The sequence below is a fragment of the Campylobacter sp. RM16704 genome (assembly GCF_000816245.1).
Classification (GTDB): domain Bacteria; phylum Campylobacterota; class Campylobacteria; order Campylobacterales; family Campylobacteraceae; genus Campylobacter_D.
Genome location: NZ_CP007769.1, coordinates 1,144,116 through 1,166,958, shown reverse-complemented (window position 1 = coordinate 1,166,958; position 22,843 = coordinate 1,144,116). Strand labels below are relative to the sequence as shown.

Sequence of the window (22,843 nt, the reverse complement as noted above, 5' to 3'; positions counted from 1 at the left end):
AAATGGCAGATTCAAGATTTATGATGAATGTTAAAGGCATAGGTGGAGCTTTTATTCCAAGATTTTTATTTCAAAATAAATTGAAAAATATTTTTTTTGATATTTTAACATTAAATGTAAAAAATATAGAATACATAAAAACTAGAGTAAATTATTATAATAAGTTAAATTTTGATAGAGCAAAACATATTATCTCATCACAAAATGCTGAAAAAATAGGAAAATTTCCTTTTAAAAAAACCTCATTATCTTATGATGCTTATGCGATTAGTAAATATTTTAATGATGAATTTTTATGGATTAAAGCATTTGGTGATATCTCTTATATTTTAAGTGAAGCTTCAATTTGTAAAGATAGACCTATTTGTGATGGTAATTATAATAATATTATCATGAAATTAGATAAAAATAGACATTTTGTATTTTTAAAAGATGAAACTGAATTTGAAGACAAAAAAAATATTGCTGTTTATAGAGGAGCTGTTTATCAAAATAATAGAAAGGAATTTTTTAGAAAAAATTTTTTTAGAAAAAAATGCGATATAGGACATACTGGAAAAAAATTAGAAGAATGGAAAAAACATTTTCTAAGCAAACAAGATCAATTGCAATATAAATTTTTAATATCACTTGAAGGCAATACTTTTGCTAGTAATTTGATTTGGTCATTGAGCTCCAATTCTTTAGTTTTGGCACCAAAAATGCGTTATGAAACTTGGTTTATGGAAGGAAGATTAATCCCCAATGAACACTTTGCTTTAATTGATGATGATTATGAAAATGTAGAAGCTTTAATTGATTATTATCTAGCAAATCCACATAGAGCAAAAGAAATCATTCAAAATGCCCATGCTTATATAGAGCAATTTTTAGATGAAAAGATAGAATTTTATATAGGAATTTTGGTTTTAGCTAAGTATTTTTATTATTCAAAACAACTTGATTTGTCAAAAGATATTATTGATTTATTTGGATAAAGGAAAAAAAGATGGATGAAAAAGAAATTGTATTTTTAAATGATGAGTTTATAAAAGCTAGTGAAGCTAAGGTAAGTGTTTTTGATAGAGGCTTTATCTTTGGAGATGGAATTTATGAAGTAGTACCTGTAGTAAATGCAAAAATAGCTGACAAAGAAGAATTTTGGGAGCGTTTTGAGCGTAGTTTGGCACAAATTGAACTACAAATTCCTTATACAAAAGAAGATTTTGAAAATATTTTAGAGCAATTAATTATTAAAAACTCACTTAAAGAAGGTGGGCTTTATATGCAAGTTACTAGAGGGGTTGCTAGTAGAAATTTTGCTCTTTTAAAGGGCTTAAAACCTACCATAATGGCCTTTGCTTTTGAGTGTAATGTGATTGATTATGAGTTAGCAAAAATCGGGGTGAGTGTTATTTCTACTGCTGATTTAAGATGGAAAAGAAGAGATATAAAATCTATTTCTTTACTAGCTCAATGTCTTGCAAAAGAAGAAGCTATAAAAGCAAAAGTTTTTGAGGCTTTTATGGTAGAAAATGCTTTAGTAACTGAGGCTTCTAGTAGTTCAGCTTTTATTATAAAAGACAAAACTTTAATTACCAAGCCATTTTCTAATGAAATTTTACCAGGAATTCGTCGTAAAAATATCTTGAAATTTGCAAAAGAACTTAATCTTAAAGTAGATCAAAGAGCTTTTAGTATGAAAGAAGTATATGAGGCTGATGAGGTATTTATTTCTGCTGCTACTTTTTTGATTTTAGGTGTTATAAAAGCAGATAGCAAGGTGATTAGTGATGGCAAGGTAGGTTTTTATACTCAAAAACTAAGAGAAAAATATATAGAAAAAATACAAAAAGAGGTTTTTTAATCAAAGCCTGCATTTGTAAATTCTTTAGGATTATCTAGGGCGTAGCGGAATTTTTCCCAGTCTATTTGTTTATCCCAAATGGCTACGATCAAAGCTGCTACGCTATTACCACATAAATTTCCTACCGCACGAATTTCAGACATAAACTTATCTACACCCAAAAGTATAGAAATAGCTGCTACAGGTAAAACTTCACCTAAGTTAGCCCCTAAACCATTATTAGCTTCTGCTATATACATATTAGATAAAGCTGCAAGTGTGCTTCCTAGTATAATAAAACCCGAGCCAGTTACACCAACAGCACCTTTTGAAGCTATCATAAGAACAATCAAAATACTAATTTCATGCATTAAAGAAAGCTCTACATTAAAAGCTTGAGCAAGGAAAATTAAACTCATAGCTAAATAAATATTAGTGCAATCAAGATTAAAACTATACCCAGTTGGTAGCACCAATCCTACTGTAGCTTTTGAAATTCCTGCTTTTTCAAGTTTTCTCATAAGTGGTGCAAGAGCTGATTCGCTAGAGCTTGTAGCAAAAACTATCAAAACTTCTCTTGAAATGAAACGCATAAATTTAAAAATATTAACTTTGGCAATAAAACAAATAATCCCTAAAACTCCAAAGATAAAAAGCAAAGAAGCAAATAACATAACAACAAGCAAATACCCTAAATTGAATAAAGATTCAAGTCCATATTTTGCAACTAAAAATGCCATAGCTGAAAATGCTGCAATAGGAGAAAAATACATAATAATTTCTAAAATTTTAAAAACAAAACTTTGCATTATTTCTAAGGTTTTTTGTATAGCTTTTCTCTCATCAATTCGCATAAGTGAAATAATAAAAGCACAAGCTAGAGCTATAACTAAAATTTGTAAGGTTTTTCCTTCACTAAAAGCAGCGATGATGTCAGTAGGCATAGCATCTTTTAAAATATGTAAAATTTCATTTTGTGCACTTATTTCTATAGTATTATTAACAAATTGAGCTACACTATCTTTATCCAAAGCATTTGGGTCAAGATTCATTCCTTTTCCAGGTCCCATGATATTTGCCATAAAAATACCTATAGCTAAAGCAAAAGTGCTTACTATTTCAAAATAAAGCAAGGCTTTAACACCTATACTTCCAACCTGCTTTAAACTTTCAAGACTAATTACACCTAAAACTATAGTTAAAAATATAATAGGCCCTATTAAAATTTTTAATGCATGTATAAAATAATCCACCCCGATTTTACTAGCAATAGCTAATTCTTTATCTAATAATCCTAAACTAATGCCAGCTATAATACCTATAACTACCCAAAGTCCTAAATTCTTTATGATTTTTTTTATTTTACTTGGTTTTTTATGGGTAATTACAAGCACAAGAACTCCTTTTTTTAGTATATATTATCAAAAAAACTTACTTTTTAAAGTAAAATAAATAAAAATTAAACAAAAATTATAAAAATAATAATATTTTAATTTATTTTTGTATATAAAAGTAGCATTTTATAGTTTTTTGATATTTATTATGAAAAAAATAATGATAATGTTTATCTAAAATTAAGAATTTAAATAATATACTTCCGACTATGATTTTAAAAATGAATATCATTTTGGAGTAAAATAGTGTTAAAAAAGATTAGCTTATTGGTATTTTTGTTTTGTTTTATCATACATGCTAGAGAAATTGATTATCAAAAGGAAAGTCAAAACATAAAACAAATTTTAAATGAAAGTATGATTTTATACAAAGAAAATAAAAATTTAGAAGCTAAGAAAAAAGCCGAAGATGCTTACTTTCAACATTTTGAAAATATGGAAGGATCTATAGGGCGTAACATAGGTAGAAAAGCCATTGTTATGGAGCGTAAATTTGTAAATTTAAGAAAATTATATAAGGATAAAGCAGATTTTTCTAAAATAGAAGCATTAATTAGTAGTTTATATTTTGATTTAGATGAGGTTGTACCTGTTTTGGAAAAAGGCTTTCAGCTTAAAGCCGAAGTTAGTGATACTAATTATGATAAAAAAGCAGCTGAAAATTCATCTATAGAGGCAGAAAAACAGCGTCAAGCACAAGCAGCAGCTATGTTTGCAGCATTGCTTGGCGAAGAAGTCAAAGAGCAAGCTTCATCAAGTCCTCAAACTCAAAAAGATAACACACAAGATGAAAATATAAAAGATGATAAAGCGTTATTAGCTTTACAAGAAGCTTCAGCTATGGATGCAAGGTTGCAGTTTTTAATGGATTCAATGATTTCAAAGCTTGATCAAGCCGCATTAGCTTTTGTAAATAAAGACTATCAAAAATCTAAAGATCTAATCCAATCAGCATTGTTTGAAGATTATAGGAATTCAAAAGTAGAAGTTTTAGTGGCAAGATACACTAAAGCAGGTGTTGATAAAAAAATTCAAACAAAACTTAGAACTATTATAAGAAAAATTAATGATAATGCCTTAGATGAAAAAACCATAAGAGATGAAATTTCAAGTATATCAGATTTATTATATGAAGCATTTTTAGCCTTACCTAAAGAAGAGTTAGCTTTGCTTCAAGTAAAAGGATTTGATGAAAATACTATAAGCACTAAAAATTATACTAAAGTATATGATGATATTAAGATTGCACTTAATGATATTTTACAAAATTATGAAGGTTTTAATTTAAATAGTATAGATGCTTTACAAAATATTTATTTAGATATTTTTGAAGCAAGTGGTATGGAAAGTAAAATCGGTGCTATTGATAGTGCTTTAAAATTAAAAATAGAAAGTTATTTTTCAAAAGGCGTTGCTTTAATTAAAGCAAGTGCTTCCAAAGAAGAATTAAAACAAAATTTTGATGAACTTAGTGTTTTAATAGAAAGTTCTTTAGATAAAATTCAAGAATCTTCACCTATGTCTTTATTTATATGGGCCTTGGGTATCATTTTAAGAGAGGGTTTGGAAGCTTTAATTATTATTGTAGCTATAGTTTCGTATTTAGTTCAAAGTGGTAATAAAAATCGTTTAAATATAGTATATTCAGCACTTTGGAGTGGAGTATTTTTAAGCTTTGTTACTGCTTTTTTTATTTCATGGATTTTCAAAGAACACGCTGGACAAAGTAGAGAACTTTTAGAAGGTATTACTATGCTTGTAGCCGTAGCGTTGCTTTTTTATGTGGGTTTTTGGCTTTTATCAAATGCACAAAATAAAAAATGGGCAAATTATGTAAAAACTCAAGCAGTAGAGGCTATTTCAAATAATTCAGTAAAAACTTTATGGTTTAGTGTATTTTTAGCTGTATATAGAGAAGGTGCTGAAACTATTCTTTTTTATCAAGCCTTATTGTTTGATGCAAAAACAAGTGCAGATTATAGTTTTATATTTATAGGTTTAGCTAGTGGTTTAATTATACTTATCATACTTTATTATTTATTAAAGGCTGGTGCTTTAAAGATACCAGTAAAACAATTTTTTTATATAACTTCATACATTATTTTTTATATGGTCTTTGTTTTTACAGGCAAAGGCATTGGTGAGCTCATAGAGGCTAAAGTTATTACTCCAAGTTTACTTCCTTTTAATTTTGAAGGAATTTTATGGCTTGGAATTTATCCTTACTATGAGAGCATCATACCTCAGTTTATGGTTTTAATCTTACTCATTATGGGTATTTTTATAACAAAGCAAATTTCAAATAAAAGGGAAAAAATATGAAAAAAACTTTATTAAGTTTAAGTGCGGCAGCTAGTATTCTAGCTAGTTCAGTTTTTGCAGCAGAGGTGCCAATTGGCGATCCATATGAATTAAATGGCATGGAAATAGCAGCAGTTTATTTACAACCAATCGAAATGGAACCAAGAGGAATTGATCTTGCAGCTAGTTTAGCAGATATTCACCTTGAAGCAGATATTCATGCATTAAAAGGTAATAAAAATGGTTTTCCAGAAGGTTTTTGGATTCCTTATTTAACTATTGCATATAAACTTACCAATCTTGATAATGGTAAAGTAAAAACAGGAACTCTTATGCCTATGGTGGCAGATGATGGCCCTCACTATGGTGCAAATATAAAAATGGATACAGGTATAGGAAATTATGAGTTAGTATATTTAATTGAAAGCCCAGAAAAACAAGGTTTTGGACGCCATGTTGATAAAGAAACAGGTGTTGGTAAATGGTTTGAGCCGTTCTCAGTTAAATATAACTTCAAATATACAGGAAAACCTAAGTAATTTTATCCCTAGCTTTTTGCTAGGGTTTATTTGTGAAATTATTGATTTTATAAATAAATTCTATCAAAGAAGAGCCTATGTCGATTTATTTTGTACATTTTTTTGGAGTTTTTTTTTCTTATGCACTTTTAAGTGCTTTATTTTTTTATAATTTAAAAAATTTATTAGTATTTAAACTCGCTTTTACGGGTTTTGTTTTTGCTTACTTTGCATTTTTTATTAGTTCTAAAACACTAAGTTATGATTTGTTGTATTTTTTTAACAATGTTTTGTTTGTTTTAATATGTTTAATGATTATTACTTTAATTTATATACAAAACAATCTCATAAAAGAAAGAATCCAAAGCATTTTAGTTTTTTTATTGTCTTTTGCTTTTGGTATAAGATATTTACATATTTCCATAGATTTTCCTATACTAAGCACTAATTTCTTAGATTCTTTGGCTATTAGTTCTTTCGGATTTATTTTACTTGCTTTTATATTATGTTTTGGTGTATATCTTTTCACAAGATGGCTAAGAGAATTTGATTTTAAATTTTTAAATATATTTTTATTGATAATAATCGTTTCTTATTTAAATGAAGTTTTGGCTCAAATTTTATTACACCTTATGAGAGAAGGTGTTATAGAAACAGAAAGTTTATATTTAAGTTATGTAGCAAAAAGTGTGTATTATGCTAAATTTTATACTTATTTGTGGTTTTTATTGTTAGGAGCTTGCGTATTTTTAGTTTTAAAACAAAGAGTGAGTGAAAATACTAAGAAAAAAGATTTTGATATAGAATTTAGAAAAAATCATGCCAAAAATTCAAAAATCACAAGCTTTAGTGTAAGTATTTTTAGTGCTATAGTTTTAAGTCTTTGTATTTTTCTTTTTTATGATTTACATGCATCAAGACCGGTAACTATAGATGAGCCAACCTATGTAGAGCCAAATGAAAATGATGAATTTGTATTTAATGTAGAGATATTAAGAGACAATAAACTTCATCGTTTTGCATATATTAGTGATGAAGGAAAAGTAGTAAGATTTTTTTTAATTAATAAAAGAGAAGATAAAGATTCTCCAGTGGCTGTGTTTGATGCTTGCAGTATATGTGGAGATATGGGTTATGTAAAAAGAGGTGGAGAATTAATTTGTATTTCATGCAATGTTAGAATTTTCTTACCAAGCGTAGGTAAAGCAGGTGGATGCAATCCTGTTCCAATGAAATATAAATTTGAAAATGGTAAAGTTACTATACCTTTTTCAGAAATTTTAGATGGAGTGAATTTTTTCACTCAAGTAGTTGAAAAGAAAGTTTATGATCCTATTGATAATACAGAACTTATTAATTTAAAAGCACCAAGATCTTATGTTTATAAAGGAAGGACATATTTTTTTGCTAATGAAAAAAATTATGAAGAGTTTAAAAATGATCCTTTAAAATATATTGATACAAACAAGACTTCAAAATATAGAATTCATAATTTAATAGGAAATAACTATGCAAATTAAAATTATAAAAAATTCTATTTTTCAAAATAAAATTCAAAAATCTTTAGCTTTGGCGACAATTTTTTTAGCTACTTTGCTTATGGCTACGATGTTAAATCTTACTTTGGGTATAGGCAATGAAATCACAAAAGAACTAAGAAGTTATGGATCAAATATTTTAGTTTTGCCAAAGGGTGCAAGTTTAAGTGTAGAAGTGGGTAATAAAATTTATGAGCCTTTAAAAAATCAAAATTTTTTAGAAGAAGATAAACTCCATACCATTAAAGAAATTTTTTGGAGAAATAATATCAATGCTTTTGCACCGTTTTTAGATACTCAAGTAAAAATTCAAACTTCAGGTGCAAATTATGAAAATGTGTCTTTAGTAGGGACTTATTTTGAAAAAGCTATAAAAGTTCAAGATGATGATGATTTTTATGCAGGCATTAAAGAATTATACAAATATAGTCAAATCAAAGGAAATTACCCAAAAGATGATAGCTTAGATGAGGTAATGCTAGGAAAAGACTTAGCACAAAAATATGATTTAAAATTAGGTGATGAAATCACCCTTGTGCAAAATGATCAAATTTTTAAAACAAAAATCGTTGGTATTATAGATTTAACTCAAGCTTTTTCAAACAAAATCATTACTTCTTTACTTTTAGCACAAAAACTTTCAAAAAAAGAAGGTTTATTTGCTAAAGCAGAAGTTTCAGCTTTAACTATACCTGAAAATGATTTAGCTCAAAAAGCAAGACGCGATGTGGATAGTCTTAATCAGCTTGAGTATGATCAGTGGTATTGCACTGCTTATGTAAGTTCTATTGCTTATCAAATAGCAGAAGATTTTAAAGGTGCTAGTACAAAAGTAGTGAGTGCAATTTCAGATGCAGAAAGTTTGATAGTATCTAAAATTCAATCTTTAATGGCAGTAGTTAGCATCATATGTTTAATAGTAGCTTCTATAGCTATTTCATCTTTAATGAGTGCAGATATTTTTAGAAGAAGAAGTGAAATAGGACTTTTAAAAGCTTTAGGTGCAAGTATTTTACAAATTTATATGATTTTTGCTCTAGAAGGTGTTGTAGTAGCTTTATTTGGAGCTGTTTTAGGATTTATTTTTGGTGTAGGGATTTCAGAGCTTATAGCTTTGAGTATATTTGACCATATTATTGCAATTTCATGGATTATTTTACCAATTTGTTTATTTTTTGCAGTGCTTATAGTATTCTTAGGGTGCTTATTTTCTATTAAAGGCATTTCTAAACTTTCTACTTCAGAGGTTTTATATGGGAAATAATTTTTTTATTCAAGAAGTTTTTAAATCACTTATTTTTTCTTATAAAAGAGTTTGTATTATTTTTATAGCAGTGTTTATGGGTGCTATGGTAAGTGCCTCATTTTTTAATATATATTTTGATATTGATACAAAATTATCTAAAGAATTAAAAGCTTATGGAGCTAATTTTATCATCACTCCAAAAGATGATGAATTTTTGAATATGCAAGAATTTAACCAAGTAAAAGACAATCTTAAAGCCAAAGCTTTAACCCCATTTTTATATGGTTTTTATAATCTTGAAAGTTCAAGTGCGGTAGTAGTTGGAGTTGATTTTGCAAATTTAAAGCTTACTAAGCCTTTTATGGAGGTTTTAAAAGGTAGTTTTTCTTTAAGTGATTTTAGTGAAGATAGTGCCTTTGTGGGAGCTGATTTAGCAAAACAATTAGAGCTTAAAATAGGACAAGAACTACAAATTTACAATCCAAGCATTTCTAAAATAGTCAAAGTAAAAATTAAAGCAATTTTAAGAAGCAATGACGAACAAGATGGAATTTTGATTATTTCTTTAAAAAAGGCACAAGAATTGGCAGCTAAAGAAGTGATAAATTATGCTCAAGCTATTTTACTAGGTGATTATGAAAGCTTAGCTCAAAAAGCAAAAGAACTTAGCAAAGGCAATATAGAAGCCAAAGTAATAGCTTCAGTATCTATTAGCGAAGGAATTATTTTAGAAAAAATTAAAGCTTTAATGGCTTTGATTAGTTTAACGATTTTATTTATTAGTTCTTTGAGTGTAAATACTACGCTTAGTGCGGTAATTTTTTCAAGAAAAAAAGAAATAGCCTTGCATCTTGCATTAGGTGCTAAATATAAAGAAATCATCAAACTTTTTGGAGCTGAAGTGTTTATTTTAAGCTTAAGTGCGAGTTTGCTTGGTGCTTTTTGTGGATATTTTCTAGCAAATATTTTTGGATATTTGATTTTTAATGCAAGTATAGATTTTAGATTTCTTTCGGTGGTATTTGCAGTTTTTGTTTCTTTGGTATTTGCATTTTTTGCTAGCTTTTTGCCACTAAAAAAAGCTTTAAAAATCAATGTTTGTGAAAATTTAAAGGGTGAATAATGAAAAATATTATAAAAATTTCAAATTTAAATCGTAATTTTAATGAAGTAAAAGCTTTGCAAAATATCAACTTAGAAGTAAAGCAAGGCGAATGGCTAGCTATTATGGGTCCATCAGGTTCTGGTAAATCAACACTTTTAAATATACTTTCATTGATGGATACTCAAAGTAGCGGGGAGTATTTTTTAGATGGCAAGGAAATTGGAAATTTAAGTGAGGAAGAAAAAAGTATAATTAGAAGAGAAAAGATTGGTTTAATTTTTCAGCAGTTTCATTTGATACCTTATTTAAATGCTTTAGAAAATGTTATGCTAGCTCAATTTTATCATTCTAGTATAGAACAAAAAGATGCTATAATGGCTTTAGAAAAAGTGGGACTTTCACATAGACTTTCGCATTTACCAAGTCAGTTAAGTGGTGGGGAGCAGCAAAGACTATGTATAGCAAGAGCTTTAGTGAATGATCCTGAAATTTTATTAGCAGATGAGCCAACTGGAAATTTAGATGAAGCTAATGAAAAAAACATTCTAGAGCTTTTTTGTAAATTAAAACAAGATGGAAAAACTATAGTTTTAATTACTCACAATCCAGATTTAGCTACTTTTGCTGATAGAACCATCATTTTAAGTCATGGGGTAATGAAAAGTGAAGATTAAAAATATAGTTTTGGTTTGTTTATGCATATTTTTCTTAAGTGCTTGTTTTGAAAACAACAATAAAAATGGAGGAAAAGTAGGTCTAAAAGCACCAGAAATTGCAGCAAAAAATTTAGCAGGTAAAAAGATTAAAATAGCTGATTATGATAATCTTATTGTTTTAACTTTTGTAGAGCAAGGTTGTGCATCTTGCTTAAAAGATTTACCACTTTTGGAAAAATTAGCCAACGAATATCCTAAAAAAATCACTATTTTAGCTGTAGATTCTATTGATAAAGGTAAAGATTTTGAAGAATTTGCAACTAAGAATAATTATAAAAATATTACATTTTTACAAGATGATTTAGATATTTCATGGCAAAGATTTAGTGTTTTTGCTGTGCCAACAACTTTTATCATAAAAGATGGCATAGTACAAGATAAAATCATAGGAGAAAAACCATGGTCGTATTTAAAAGCCTCTATTGCTTCTTGGCTTTAGGACTTATGTTTTTTTTAAGTGCATGCACGGAAAGGAATTTTAAAGCTTTAAATTCAAATCAAAATTATGCTTTTGAGTATGATGGTTTTAAAAAAATATTAAAAATTCAAGATTTTAATAGTGCTTATGCAATATTTTTTTTCACTCAAGATTGTGGTGCATGTAATGCACAAATTCCGATATTAAATGAAATTTATAAAGAAAAAAAATTTCCTATTATAGCTGTATTAAATGGAGTTCAATTTAAAGAAGAAGCACAAAAAATTTCTTTAGAAAAAAAGCTAGATTTGCCACTTTTATATGAGAGTAAAGCAAGTTCTTTTTTATCAAAAGCTGTGGATGGAATTTATGGTGTACCTGTGATAGTTTTTTTTGATGAAAATGGCAAAGTGAGTGAAAAATTTATAGGACTTACTCCAAAGGGTATATTGGTAGATAAAATTAAAATCTTACAATAGCACATTGGCTTATTAAATGCATTAATAGTAATTTGCTTTAAATATTTATCATAAAATTTTCTCAAATTTTTTAATGTATATAATTTATAATATTAGTCATTATATTTACTCCATAAAAGCAATATTAATTCACTATCAATCATTCCTAAGCTTAAATTTATAAACATAATATTAACATTTCCTAATATAAACTATTAATTAGTTATTATTATTAATACTATTAATAATTTTATATAATTACAAACATAAACACACAACAATAAATATTTTTTGAAAGGACTTTTTCAATGAATACAAATTTATCTAAAAAATACTCTATGGGGGGGGGGAACGATAGTTTTCGTTTTAGCCTAACTTCTTTACATTATAAAAAATCCAATCTTTTAAAACTTTCTTTATTAACCATTCTTTCAATCAATTCTTTATATGCAGCTACCCAAGCAAATTATGATAAAACTTTAAATGCTTATGTAATTAAAAAACATAGTTTTAATAATGAAAGTGTATATGATTATACTAATAATACTTATAAATTTTTAAATGGTATAAATTATTATGGTCAAATGGCTACTAATAAAAACCTTTCTAATATTACTTTAATTTATGATAATCCTAAATCTGCAAAAAACAATAATATAAGTGATATGATATTAAAACAAGAAATCCTTACTCCAAGTATTAAAGAAGATATATTTGTAGTTAATGGCTTTCATGGAGCATATTCTATTAATGATATTATTAGTCAAGTAAGCTATATACCTTTTTTAGTTTCTGCTTATGTATTTAATGCTAAAGCTAATAATAATACTTTAATGTTAAAAACAGGAGAGCTTTCTTCAGTATATTATTTAAAACCTAGCAATAAAGACATAATGAATCCTAAAGCTAGTGGATATGATAATAAATATAATTTCTTAATCACTCCAGCTATAGCTAGAAAGGGTGAAGCTAATAATAATACTTTAATTTACTCCAAAGATACCTATGTTAATATGGGTGTTGAAAACACCTATACTCTTCCTTTAAATGGTGCTCCTTATGTAGTAGGTGCTTTTGGTATTGATGCTAATGTAAATTATAATAGTGTTATACTCAATAAAGGAGCAAAACTAGACTTTCATGCTACCCCCTATAAGCAAAACATCTTAGGTGATAATGTATTTGATGAGAGAATGACTCATATAGTAGGTGCTATGACTTATAATGGGAATGCTAAAAATAATAAAGTTGTATTAGATGGAGCTACTTTAATTATCCATGGACCAAGTGGATCTTATTCAACATCAGCTGCTACTCATTTAGCAGGAGCCTTTGTAGATGTAAATAATAACCAAAACTATGAAGTAAGTAATAATAATGTATTCATTAATGATTTAAAACTAGATTTAAGAGTAGATACTAAAAATACTCCATTAGCTTATAATGCTGTATTAAATGGAGAAGTTTATGGTGGTAAGATAGTTCAAGGTAGCTCTAATAAAAATACTATAGAGATTAAAGACTTACAAACCTTACTTGCTCTTAATACCAATGTAGAAGTAAAAGCACTCTTAGACTTTTATGCAGGTATTACTAAAAATGGTTATGCTAATGATAATAGCATTAATGTTCATCTTAAAAAACCTTTTGAAATTAATGCTAATTTTACAGGTAAGAATGAATTTAATTTTTATGGTGGAGTAGCTACTAAAGGTGCTAATAGAAATAGTATTAATATAAAAGGAGATTTAACTCAAGAAAGTGTAGTAGAAAACTACCAAGATAAAATTCAAATCACAGCAGCTACTACAGCTAGTGGTAAAGCAAATAATAATAAAATTACTCTAAGCTCTTCTAATATATCTATGCCTTTATATTTATATGGAGTAGCTAAAACTACTTTAGACAATAAAGACTATTATGCAAATAGTGCTAATGCTAATAGTATAACTTTAGATAATGTAAAATCAGGTAGAAATCTAACTACTATTATAGAAGCTGATAATTTAGAAAAAAATACTATACATTATAATTTAGTCCAATCTTTATCTAATGCTTCAAGTATAGATAAAGGCTCTAAAATCATTTTAAGAGCTAATGAAAATGCTAATGAAAATATTTTTAATATAAAAGATTATTCTAGTGCAGCTCATGATAATGTATATATTATTAGAGCTTATAACGAAAGTGCTAATAATAAAATCATTTTTACAAATATTGCACTAGGAACAGCTTCTGATACAAGAGAAGGAGATATATTAATTAGTGCTGGTATTGCTAAAAATACTCATGATAATTATACTCATATAACTAATTTAAATATAGATGAGTATAAAAACAATTCTACTATTTTTATAACTGCTTCTGGTATATATAATCAAGATGATAAAAGTTATAATAATAGCTTATACTTAAGTGGAACTACTAATATTTATAAAAATACTAATATAGATGTATTAGCAGGTAGCTTTTTAAGAGAAAAAACCAATGATAATACTTATATCTCAAAAGCACTTACTCATAAAAGTGGAACTAATAATCATCTTTATTTAAATACTAATATTAATGCTAAATTAGTAAATTACTTTGATCATTATAGCTTTATACTAAAAGATAATACTAAAAATTATTTAAATACTAAAGAAGCTATTTATCTAAGTGAAAAAACTTCTATTAATGTTTATACCAATAATACTTTAAAAAATAAAAGTTTTATTTTAATGCAAAGTGAAAAAGGCTTTGTAGATGAAAACAATAAACACTTAGATAAAAAAGATTTACAAAAACTATTAAATCAAATACATAAAAATCAAAAAGCCTTAGATAAAAACATTAAAGAAAAGGTTCAAAGAGCTACTTATACTTTAAGTATTAGTGATGATGCTAAAAGCATCATAGTAAATTTAAATTAAAACTACAAAGGAGCAAATATGAAAACAACAAAACTAACTCATCATATTATACTTTCAGGTATAACAGTATCTTTACTTTTTTCTCCACTAATGGCTTTACCTAGTGGAGGTAAATTTACTCATGGAACAACAGGTAGTATAAACATTAATGGTAATACTATGAATATTAATGGTCATAAAGTTAGTTCTGTCATTCAATGGGGTGGTGGATTTAGTATTAATCAAGGTGAGAGTGTAAATTTTGGAGGAAGCAATAAAAACTATCTAAACATTGCTCATGGAACAAGTAAATCTACTATAGCTGGTTTATTAAATGCTAATGGTAATAATGTATTTTTAATCAATCCTAATGGAGTAATCATTACTAAAACAGGAACTATCAATGCTAATCGCTTTGTGGTTTCTACTTCATCTTTAAATAATGCAGATTATACAACATTTAAAAATTTAACTTATGAAAATGCTCATACTTTCTCACCTGTATTTAAACCTAATAAATTAGGTAATGTAGTTAATATGGGTAATATTAATGCAGATAAAGTATTGCTTATAGGTAATAAAGTAGATATACAAGGTGGTAAGCTAGGTAATGTTAATTCTACTACACATTTAGTAGGAAATAATGTATATATAGATGCAGATAGTGCTAATTTAAATTCAACTATAAATGTAACAGCTATACAAAATGGTTACATACAAAGACAAATGAATAAATTTGCTAATGATAATTATAATTTTGGAAATTACACCAATATACAAAATACAAACTATACAGAAACTAACGGACAAACTCATAATGGAAGTAATAACTTCAAAAAAGTCCTAACTATAGGTAATATGGAAAATGAAAAAGCTAATGCTACAGAATGGTTTTACTTTGCTAAAGGGTGGAATGAATATATAGGTGATACACAAAGTGTTGATGAGTTTAGATTAGTAGGGAATGTGGATTTTAGTGGTAACAAAGGACAAGGAGTAGAAGGTAGAGACTGGCAAAACTATGCTAATTATTGTTTAAATGGTTTAGGTTGTACTTCTATGATAGTTACTTCTTTTGCTAAAACCTTTGATGGACAAGGCTATACTTTAAAAAATATCAATATAGACACAACTTCTTTAAGTAATAAGCCCGACAATGTTGGTATATTTGGTTCTACTAATAATGCTACTATTAAAAATATTAATGTAGATTATATGGGTGGTGGTATAAGGGCTAATGGTGGTAACTATGTTGGTGGTTTTGCCGGTCAGATTTATGGTAGTAATCTAGCTATTAGCAATATTTCTTTAAATAATATAGGTAGTATTAGTACTATTGGTAATGATAATGGTGGTTTAGCCGGCGGTTTTGCTGGTAGGGCTGATAGTGGAACCTTTAGCAATATTTCTTTAAATAATATAGGTAGTATTAGTAGTAGGGGTGTTTATGATCACGATTTTATCATTGCCGGCGGTTTTGCTGGTCGGACTGATAGTGGAACTTATACTAATATTTCTTTAAATAATATAGGGAATATTAGTAGTAATAGTAGTGGTCTTGATGGTGACTTTGCCGGCGGTTTTGCTGGTCAGGCTACTGATGGAACCTTTAGCAATATTTCTTTAAGCAATATAGGGAATATTAGTACTAGTGGTGCTAATTGGAATAACTATGTTGGTGGTTTTGCTGGTCAGGCTAGTGGAACCTTTAGTAATATTTCTTTAAATAATATAGGGAATATTAGTAGTAGAGGTAATGATATTAGCTTTGCTGGTGGTTTTGCTGGTGATGCTGGTGGAACCTTTAGCAATATTTCTTTAAACAATATAGGGGATATTAGCAGTAGTGGTGGTAATGGTGGTAATGGTGAATTTGGCCGTAGCCAAGCTGGCGGTTTCGCTGGTGAGGCTAGTGGAACCTTTACCAATATCTCTTTAAATAATATAGGGAATATTAGTACTAGTAGTAGGGGTAATGGTAATTATATCTATGCTGGTGGTTTTGCTGGTGAAGCTGATAGTGATTCTATCTTCAAAAACATTTATGTATTTTTTAATCCCAATATGAGTATAAGTGCAAGTGGTGGTAATTATAATTATGCAGGTAAATTCTTTGGTAAAGGTTATTTTACTGGTACTAATCCTGACAATATCCATATCTATCATCATACAAATGATTTAACTAATGCAACATACGATCAAAACTACTGGGGTAATACCAATGATAAAATCCAAATTCACACTTATACAGATAAAAACCAAGCCTACAATCAATTCAAACAACAAGATAACACCATAGCAAGACCTATAGTGCAACTTCCTAGTATAACCCCACCATCTAATCCATCTACCCCAACTAATCCTGATGTAATCTTAGGTAGTGATGATGTAATTAGTGCAAATGATTTAAATACTTGGTTAGGAGAAATTCTTGCAGGTAATTACTGGATAGATATAAATGATCTTAGTTCAATCAAAGGAATAAGTGAAGAACTAAAACAAAGTATATCTTTCCTAGAAGCCTTATATGGTCAAGAAGGTATGAAAGAAATACTAGAAGGTTTTGGTAATGACTATAAAACAAATTATAGAAATTATCAAAGATTTGCTACAAATAAGGCAAATCTTTTAGCCTTTATCAATGATAAATTAAAACCTTTAGTCAAACAATCTAACAAAGCCTTTATAGATTTAAAAACAGCTCAAGAACAATTAAAAACAGCTATAGCTAAATATAATGACTATGTTAAAAAAGTCAATGAAAATCCTAGCTTAAAAAATGATGCAACTTTAAATTCTTTAAAAGCTGAAGTAGATAGATTAAACAATCTTAGTAAAGAACTTTTTGCTAGTATAAATGATAATCAAGAATTATTACAAACTTGGCAAAGCAAAACAAGCACTGATTCAAATAATCACTTTAAAATAAAAGGTGAGTTTAAAAACTTAGCCTTACTTACACCTAATTTAGATGAAGTAATAGTTAATGGTAATGAAAATGAAGACTATAAAAAAGTATCACGCCAAGTAGCTAATGCTCAAAAACAAACACCTACTTTTGAATATGAAGAAAACGAAAAAGAAGAAGTAGAAGAAACAGCCCTAATGCAAAAAGGAAAGATTTGTATAGTAAGTGATAATTTTAAAACTATGAATCCTTGTGTTACTGGAAGTTTTTAAAAACAATCTATATAAACTACTAATTTTTAGTAGTTTATATAATTAAAAACAAATAAATAAAAAAAACAAAAACTCTTAACTTTAAAATAAAAGATTAATTAAAATAAAGGAAAAAACCAATATGAAAAAACTTTTACTTAGCACCATAGCAATTAGTTCTTTAGTTTATGCTAATAATGGAAGTATCACTATAACTAAAAATGATATAGGAAAAATTATAGAATTATCCCCTGATAAAAACATCCCTCAAAACAAAGCTATCAAAGAAAATCTAAAAACCCAAGATGATTATAAAAAAAGCCAAGAAGCTAAAAAAGACTTTGAAGAAAAAAAACAAGAATTAGAAGAAAAATTTAAACAAGAAGATGAAAAAGCTAAATCATCTACTAATAACTTAAACAATCAAACTAATACCAACCCAACCACTAATACAAACAATAATAAAACTAATACTAATTCTAATACAAAAGATAAAACTAACAATAATAATTCTAATAATACTACCAATAAAGAAAATAATACTAATATAAATAATAATACTTCAAACAATAAAGTTAATACTACTACTAATAATACTAATTTAACCAATACTACTACTAATAAAAAAATACTCACTCAATATAAATTTGTTCTTACTAATGAAAACACTAGCTTTGAAAAACTAGGTATTAAAGAAGAAGATTTACAAAGCTTAGTGAGTGAGTTTAAAACAAGAAGATTTAGCTTACAAGATTTACAAGATATATCTAATATCATTGCTTATTATTTTCAAGTAAATGGTTATCCTGCAGCAACAGCTTATATTCCTCAACAAGAATTTGATGGAAAAAACATTCAAGTTAATATTTCTTTAGGAGTATTAGGTAAGTATATAATAAAAAATAAAACTACTATAAAAGATCATTTTTTAGAAAGTAAGCTCAATCAAAGAATCAAAGGTAAAATCATTTCTACTAAATTAATAGAAGATAGTGTATATAAAGTCAATGAAATGTATGGACTTCAAACCTTAGCAGGTTTACAAGCAGGAGAGAATGTAGGTGAAACTGATATTCTTATAGAAGTAGAACCTGATACTAAGGCTAATGTATTAATATATAGTGATAATTATGGTATTAAGAGTGCAGGAGAATATAGAGCTGGTATTAGTATGGGATTTAATTCTATACTTAATATGGGAGATTATTATAATTTTTACTTACAATCTAGTGATGAAAAACAAATCAATTATGGAGCAAGTTATACTTTCTTTGTAGGTAATTTAAAAATTACTCCTAGTATATCTCAAGGAACTTATTATTTAGGAAGAGAATATGAGGGTTTAGGTTTTAGTGGTACTTCTAGGAATTTTGGTATAGATTTTTCTTATCCTATATGGATTAATACTAATTCATCTTTTTATATAACTTCTAGTATATATCATAAAATACTTAGTGATGTAACCTTAGATCTTTTAACCTTTGATAAAAGTTCTAATGTAGGAAGTATGGGTTTAGAAGGTTTATTTAGAGGCTTTGAAAACAATACCTTAAGTTATAGTGCTAAAATAAGCATAGGTAAGGTAAAAGATGATGGAACTACTGTATTTGGAGATACATCTAAAAGTGGTGGTAATGGCTTTGGTTGGTTTAGAAAACTCAATGCTAGTTTGAATAATTATTATAGTTTTAATGAATATATTACTCATACTGTTAATATAAACTATCAAAAGGTATTAGGGAATTTTGAGCTTGATTCTTCTGAAAGTTCATCTTTGGGTGGAGCTTATGGAGTAAGAGCTTATGATAATGGAGAAGGTGATGGAGATAATACTATAGTAGCTAACTTTGGTATAAGAATAAATATACCAAATACTAATTTTTATTTTACTCCCTTTTATGATATAGGTTATGCTTGGTATGAAAAAGATTCAGGTAATAGATTAGTAGATGATCATTTCTTAGATGCACTAGGCTTACAAATACTTTATAATAAAGCTAATGAGTATTATATAAAACTTGATGGAGCAAGAGCATTACATAAATACAAATTAGATGATGATCATAGAATGAAATTATATTTAAGTGGTGGGGTGTATTTTTGAAATTGCAAGCTAAAACAGCTTGCAATTTGAATTAAACATTGAATCTAAAATGCATTACATCGCCATCACAGACAACATAATCTTTTCCTTCAAGGCGTAATTTTCCAGCTTCTTTTGCTCCATTTTCTCCTTGGTAAGCAATATAATCTTCATAAGAAATCACTTCAGCTTTGATAAAACCTTTTTCAAAGTCATTATGGATAACACTTGCTGCTTTTGGAGCTTTCCACCCTTTTTGGATAGTCCATGATCTAACTTCAACCTGTCCTGCGGTAAAATAGCTAATCAAATTCAGTTTTGAAAAAGCTGTGCGTATAACTACTTCAAGACCACTTCTTTCTATGCCTAAAGATTTTAAAAATTCGTAATTTTCTTCATCACTTAGTGCAATCATTTCTTCTTCTATTTTAGAGCAAAGCTTAATTACTTCATGGCCTGATTTTGCGGCAAATTCTTTAAGATCTTTTACAAATTCATTATCTTCTAAAAGTGAATTTTCATCAACATTTGCTCCATATATAACTTCTTTAGCAGAAAGTAGTCTTAGTTCTTTTATAAGAGCTTGATAAATTTCATTTTTATTTGGAAATGAACTTGCACTATTATTTTGGTTTAAGTGTTCTAAAAGTTCATTTGCTAAAGCTAAACTTTCTTTTGCACCTTTTTCATTTGCCTTTACACCTTTAGATAGTTTTTCTATTTTTTTGCTAAGCTGCTCAATATCAGCTAAAATAAGCTCTGTTTCAATGATTTGAACATCACGCACAGGATTAACACTTCCTGCTACATGGGTGATATTTTCATCATCAAAACAACGCACTATATGTAAAATCATCTCTGTTTCGCGTATGTTAGATAAAAATTTATTGCCTAAACCTTCGCCTTTGCTAGCTCCTGCTACTAAGCCTGCTATATCAACAAATTCTATATTTGAGCGTATTATTTTTTGAGGATTGACTATTTTTGCTAATTCTTTTAAACGATAATCAGGCACAGGAACCACAGCTTTATTTGGCTCTATGGTACAAAATGGATAATTTGCACTTTCAGCATTTTGTGCTCTTGTTAGTGCATTGAAAGTTGTAGATTTTCCAACATTTGGAAGCCCTACTATACCTACAGATAAACTCATTTTTTATTCCTTGAAAGATAAAGTAAATATGAAAGGCACATTCTAACTCCAGCCCCAGTTGCACCAAAGCTATGATATCCCCAAGCTTTTTCTAGGTAAGCTGGCCCTGCGATGTCTAAATGCAACCACTTGTCTTTGTATTCATCTTTAATGAAAGAATTTAAAAATAACCCCGCTGTAATAGCCCCACCATAGCGACTTGAAGAGGTATTGCTAACATCTGCTATATTTGATTTTATAAGTTCTTTAAGATGAGGATTAAAATGTAATATAGTAGTTAAATCTCCACTTTTTTTGCTAACTTTAAAAAATTCATTTTGTAGATCTTCGTTATTTCCCATGATGGCACTTGTGTATTCTCCAAGTCCAACTACGCAAGCTCCAGTTAGTGTAGCAAGATCTATTAATAAATCAGGTTTTAGATCTTGAGCAAGTGAAAGACAATCAGCTAAAACTAATCTTCCTTCAGCATCGGTATTTCTAACCTCTATACTCACACCTTCTCTTGAAATAAGCACATCATCAGGCTTGTAAGCATTTCCGCCTATCATATTTTCAGTTGCACCTATGATAGAATGCACTTCTATATCAAGGTTTAACTCACTCGCACCTTTAATGATAGCCATTGCAGCTGCTCCGCCACTTTTGTCTGATTTCATAGTAAGCATATAATCGGCTGGTTTTAGACTAAGTCCGCCACTATCATAGGTTAGTCCTTTGCCTACAAACACTACTTTCATTTTTGCATTTTGTGGTTTATAAGAAAGGTGTATAAGTTTTGGAGGATGAATAGAAGCACGATTTACTGCCAAAAAAGCATTCATTTTTTCTTTTTCTAAAAAATCACTTTCATAAATTTTACATGAAATCTTGCAATCATTTTGACTTAAACTAAGCGCGTCTTCGGCCATTTTAGCTGGAGTATAGATTTGTGGAATTTCATTGACAATATTTTTTGCAAAATCACAGGCATTTGAAAAAATTTGCCCATAGTTTATTCCTGTGTAAGCATCATCTATATTATAAGTTTTATTATTAATTTCTTCTTTGGATATAAAAATATTTTCTAATTTACTTGGTGTTTTTTCTTTTTTGTATTTATTAAATTCATAAGCACCAAAAGTAAATCCTTGAACTAAAGCATTAAAGCTATTCACTACACATTGCCCTACAACACATTTTGTTTTAACACTTTGAATTTCAAGTTTTTTTAAAGCTTTATAGGCATTTGCAAAAGCAAGTCTTATGTCTTCATATTCTAAGCTTTTTAATTCACTATAAAGAATTTTATTTTGTATATCTATACAAATTCCCTCTCCTTTATATTGTGAAATTTTAAAAAGCTCTTGGCTTTTAGTGTATTCTTCTAGGTTTTTATTTTGAACTAGAACGACTTCAAAATCAGCACTAATAGAATTTAAATGTTCTTTTTTAAAACTAAAAATCATTTATGAATCCTTTTTCTAAGTATAGATTTTTCTATTTGTTTCATACCTAAAAATAAAGCAAGTAAAAAACAAGCTATAATAGGTATAGCAAAATACCAATGTGCTCCAGCCCATTCAACCGCTAACCAAATTTCTTTTCCAAAAAACCAAGCAAGTAGTATAGTAATAGCAGCCCAAACCCATGCACTTATAAGGTTAATAAAAGCAAATTTTTTCGCACTATAACGAGTTAAACCTATACTCATAGGTATTATAGTTCTAAAACCATACATATATCTTTGTACAAAAATAATAGGCCAACCAAAACGTTGCAAAAGTAAATGTGCTATAGCAAATTTACGCCTTTGAGTGCGAAGTTTTTTCTGAATATATTTTTTATTATATCTTCCTATATAAAAATATATTTGATCACCCACAAAACCACCTAAACCTGCTACAAAGATGATAAGTCCTAAATTCACATGACCTTCGTGAGCGAAAATACCTGCTAAAACAAGTGCAAGTTCGCCTTCTAATATACACCATAAAAACACGATGATGTAAGCCCAATTTTTATAATCATATAAAAGTTGTTTTAAAAATTCTTCCAT

At 28.1% G+C, this 22,843-nt stretch carries 17 protein-coding genes; 13 read left to right on the top strand and 4 right to left on the bottom strand.

Features of this window, described 5'->3' with window-relative positions; genetic code table 11:
- Window positions 1-2 precede the first annotated feature (2 nt).
- Window positions 3-977 (top strand): glycosyl transferase family 90, encoded by a 975-nt coding sequence (locus CAQ16704_RS05970; RefSeq protein WP_039667325.1) that lies wholly within the window; start codon window positions 3-5, stop codon window positions 975-977.
- Window positions 978-988: 11 nt separating this feature from the next.
- Window positions 989-1,846 carry an aminotransferase class IV gene (locus CAQ16704_RS05965; protein ID WP_039667324.1) on the top strand — a complete coding sequence of 286 codons (858 nt, stop codon included), beginning with the start codon at window positions 989-991 and terminating at the stop codon, window positions 1,844-1,846.
- Here the strand turns inward: CAQ16704_RS05965 and CAQ16704_RS05960 are convergent.
- A complete protein-coding gene (locus CAQ16704_RS05960; protein WP_039667323.1) occupies window positions 1,843-3,219 on the bottom strand; it encodes a cation:dicarboxylate symporter family transporter in 1,377 nt (458 codons plus the stop codon). The genes CAQ16704_RS05965 and CAQ16704_RS05960 overlap by 4 nt on opposite strands.
- A 246-nt stretch (window positions 3,220-3,465) precedes the next feature.
- Here CAQ16704_RS05960 and CAQ16704_RS05955 point away from each other — a divergent pair, with 246 nt between their 5' ends.
- From CAQ16704_RS05955 to CAQ16704_RS05905, 11 genes are all read left to right on the top strand, one after another.
- The gene (locus CAQ16704_RS05955; RefSeq protein ID WP_052245024.1) at window positions 3,466-5,541 is read left to right on the top strand and encodes a ferrirhodotorulic acid transporter inner membrane protein; all 2,076 of its coding nucleotides are present in this window, start codon (window positions 3,466-3,468) and stop codon (window positions 5,539-5,541) included.
- On the top strand, window positions 5,538-6,059 hold the full coding sequence (locus tag CAQ16704_RS05950) for a ferrirhodotorulic acid transporter, periplasmic binding protein (RefSeq protein ID WP_039667322.1): 522 nt from the start codon (window positions 5,538-5,540) through the stop codon (window positions 6,057-6,059). The genes CAQ16704_RS05955 and CAQ16704_RS05950 overlap by 4 nt, the downstream gene beginning before the upstream one ends.
- Before the next feature lie 77 nt (window positions 6,060-6,136).
- Window positions 6,137-7,558 (top strand): ferrirhodotorulic acid ABC transporter membrane protein, encoded by a 1,422-nt coding sequence (locus CAQ16704_RS05945; RefSeq protein WP_039667321.1) that lies wholly within the window; start codon window positions 6,137-6,139, stop codon window positions 7,556-7,558.
- Window positions 7,548-8,840 (top strand): ABC transporter permease, encoded by a 1,293-nt coding sequence (locus CAQ16704_RS05940; protein WP_039667320.1) that lies wholly within the window; start codon window positions 7,548-7,550, stop codon window positions 8,838-8,840. Before CAQ16704_RS05945 ends, CAQ16704_RS05940 begins: the two co-directional genes overlap by 11 nt.
- Window positions 8,830-9,945, top strand: coding sequence for an ABC transporter permease (locus CAQ16704_RS05935; RefSeq protein WP_039667319.1), 1,116 nt, complete (start codon window positions 8,830-8,832; stop codon window positions 9,943-9,945). Before CAQ16704_RS05940 ends, CAQ16704_RS05935 begins: the two co-directional genes overlap by 11 nt.
- Window positions 9,945-10,601: an ABC transporter ATP-binding protein gene (locus CAQ16704_RS05930; RefSeq protein ID WP_039667318.1), complete on the top strand. Its 657-nt coding sequence runs from the start codon at window positions 9,945-9,947 to the stop codon at window positions 10,599-10,601. Before CAQ16704_RS05935 ends, CAQ16704_RS05930 begins: the two co-directional genes overlap by 1 nt.
- The gene (locus CAQ16704_RS05925; protein WP_052245023.1) at window positions 10,591-11,082 is read left to right on the top strand and encodes a TlpA family protein disulfide reductase; all 492 of its coding nucleotides are present in this window, start codon (window positions 10,591-10,593) and stop codon (window positions 11,080-11,082) included. The genes CAQ16704_RS05930 and CAQ16704_RS05925 overlap by 11 nt, the downstream gene beginning before the upstream one ends.
- Window positions 11,083-11,087: 5 nt before the next feature.
- Window positions 11,088-11,540: a TlpA family protein disulfide reductase gene (locus CAQ16704_RS05920; RefSeq protein ID WP_052245022.1), complete on the top strand. Its 453-nt coding sequence runs from the start codon at window positions 11,088-11,090 to the stop codon at window positions 11,538-11,540.
- Between the two features lie 287 nt (window positions 11,541-11,827).
- A complete protein-coding gene (locus CAQ16704_RS05915; RefSeq protein WP_052244977.1) occupies window positions 11,828-14,431 on the top strand; it encodes a hypothetical protein in 2,604 nt (867 codons plus the stop codon).
- An 18-nt stretch (window positions 14,432-14,449) separates the two neighbouring features.
- Window positions 14,450-17,590 (top strand): two-partner secretion domain-containing protein, encoded by a 3,141-nt coding sequence (locus CAQ16704_RS05910; RefSeq protein ID WP_039667316.1) that lies wholly within the window; start codon window positions 14,450-14,452, stop codon window positions 17,588-17,590.
- Between the two features lie 121 nt (window positions 17,591-17,711).
- On the top strand, window positions 17,712-19,673 hold the full coding sequence (locus tag CAQ16704_RS05905) for a ShlB/FhaC/HecB family hemolysin secretion/activation protein (RefSeq protein WP_082020057.1): 1,962 nt from the start codon (window positions 17,712-17,714) through the stop codon (window positions 19,671-19,673).
- 31 nt (window positions 19,674-19,704) lie between these two features.
- Here the strand turns inward: CAQ16704_RS05905 and ychF are convergent, their stop codons facing one another.
- Genes ychF through CAQ16704_RS05890 form a run of 3 tightly spaced genes read right to left on the bottom strand, consistent with a single transcriptional unit; the run spans window position 19,705 to window position 22,843 of the window.
- Window positions 19,705-20,805, bottom strand: coding sequence for a redox-regulated ATPase YchF (ychF, locus tag CAQ16704_RS05900; RefSeq protein WP_039667315.1), 1,101 nt, complete (start codon window positions 20,803-20,805; stop codon window positions 19,705-19,707).
- On the bottom strand, window positions 20,802-22,253 hold the full coding sequence (locus CAQ16704_RS05895; protein ID WP_039667314.1) for a leucyl aminopeptidase: 1,452 nt from the start codon (window positions 22,251-22,253) through the stop codon (window positions 20,802-20,804). The genes ychF and CAQ16704_RS05895 overlap by 4 nt, the downstream gene beginning before the upstream one ends.
- Window positions 22,250-22,843, bottom strand: a complete 594-nt coding sequence (locus CAQ16704_RS05890; protein ID WP_039667313.1) for a DedA family protein — start codon at window positions 22,841-22,843, stop codon at window positions 22,250-22,252. Before CAQ16704_RS05890 ends, CAQ16704_RS05895 begins: the two co-directional genes overlap by 4 nt.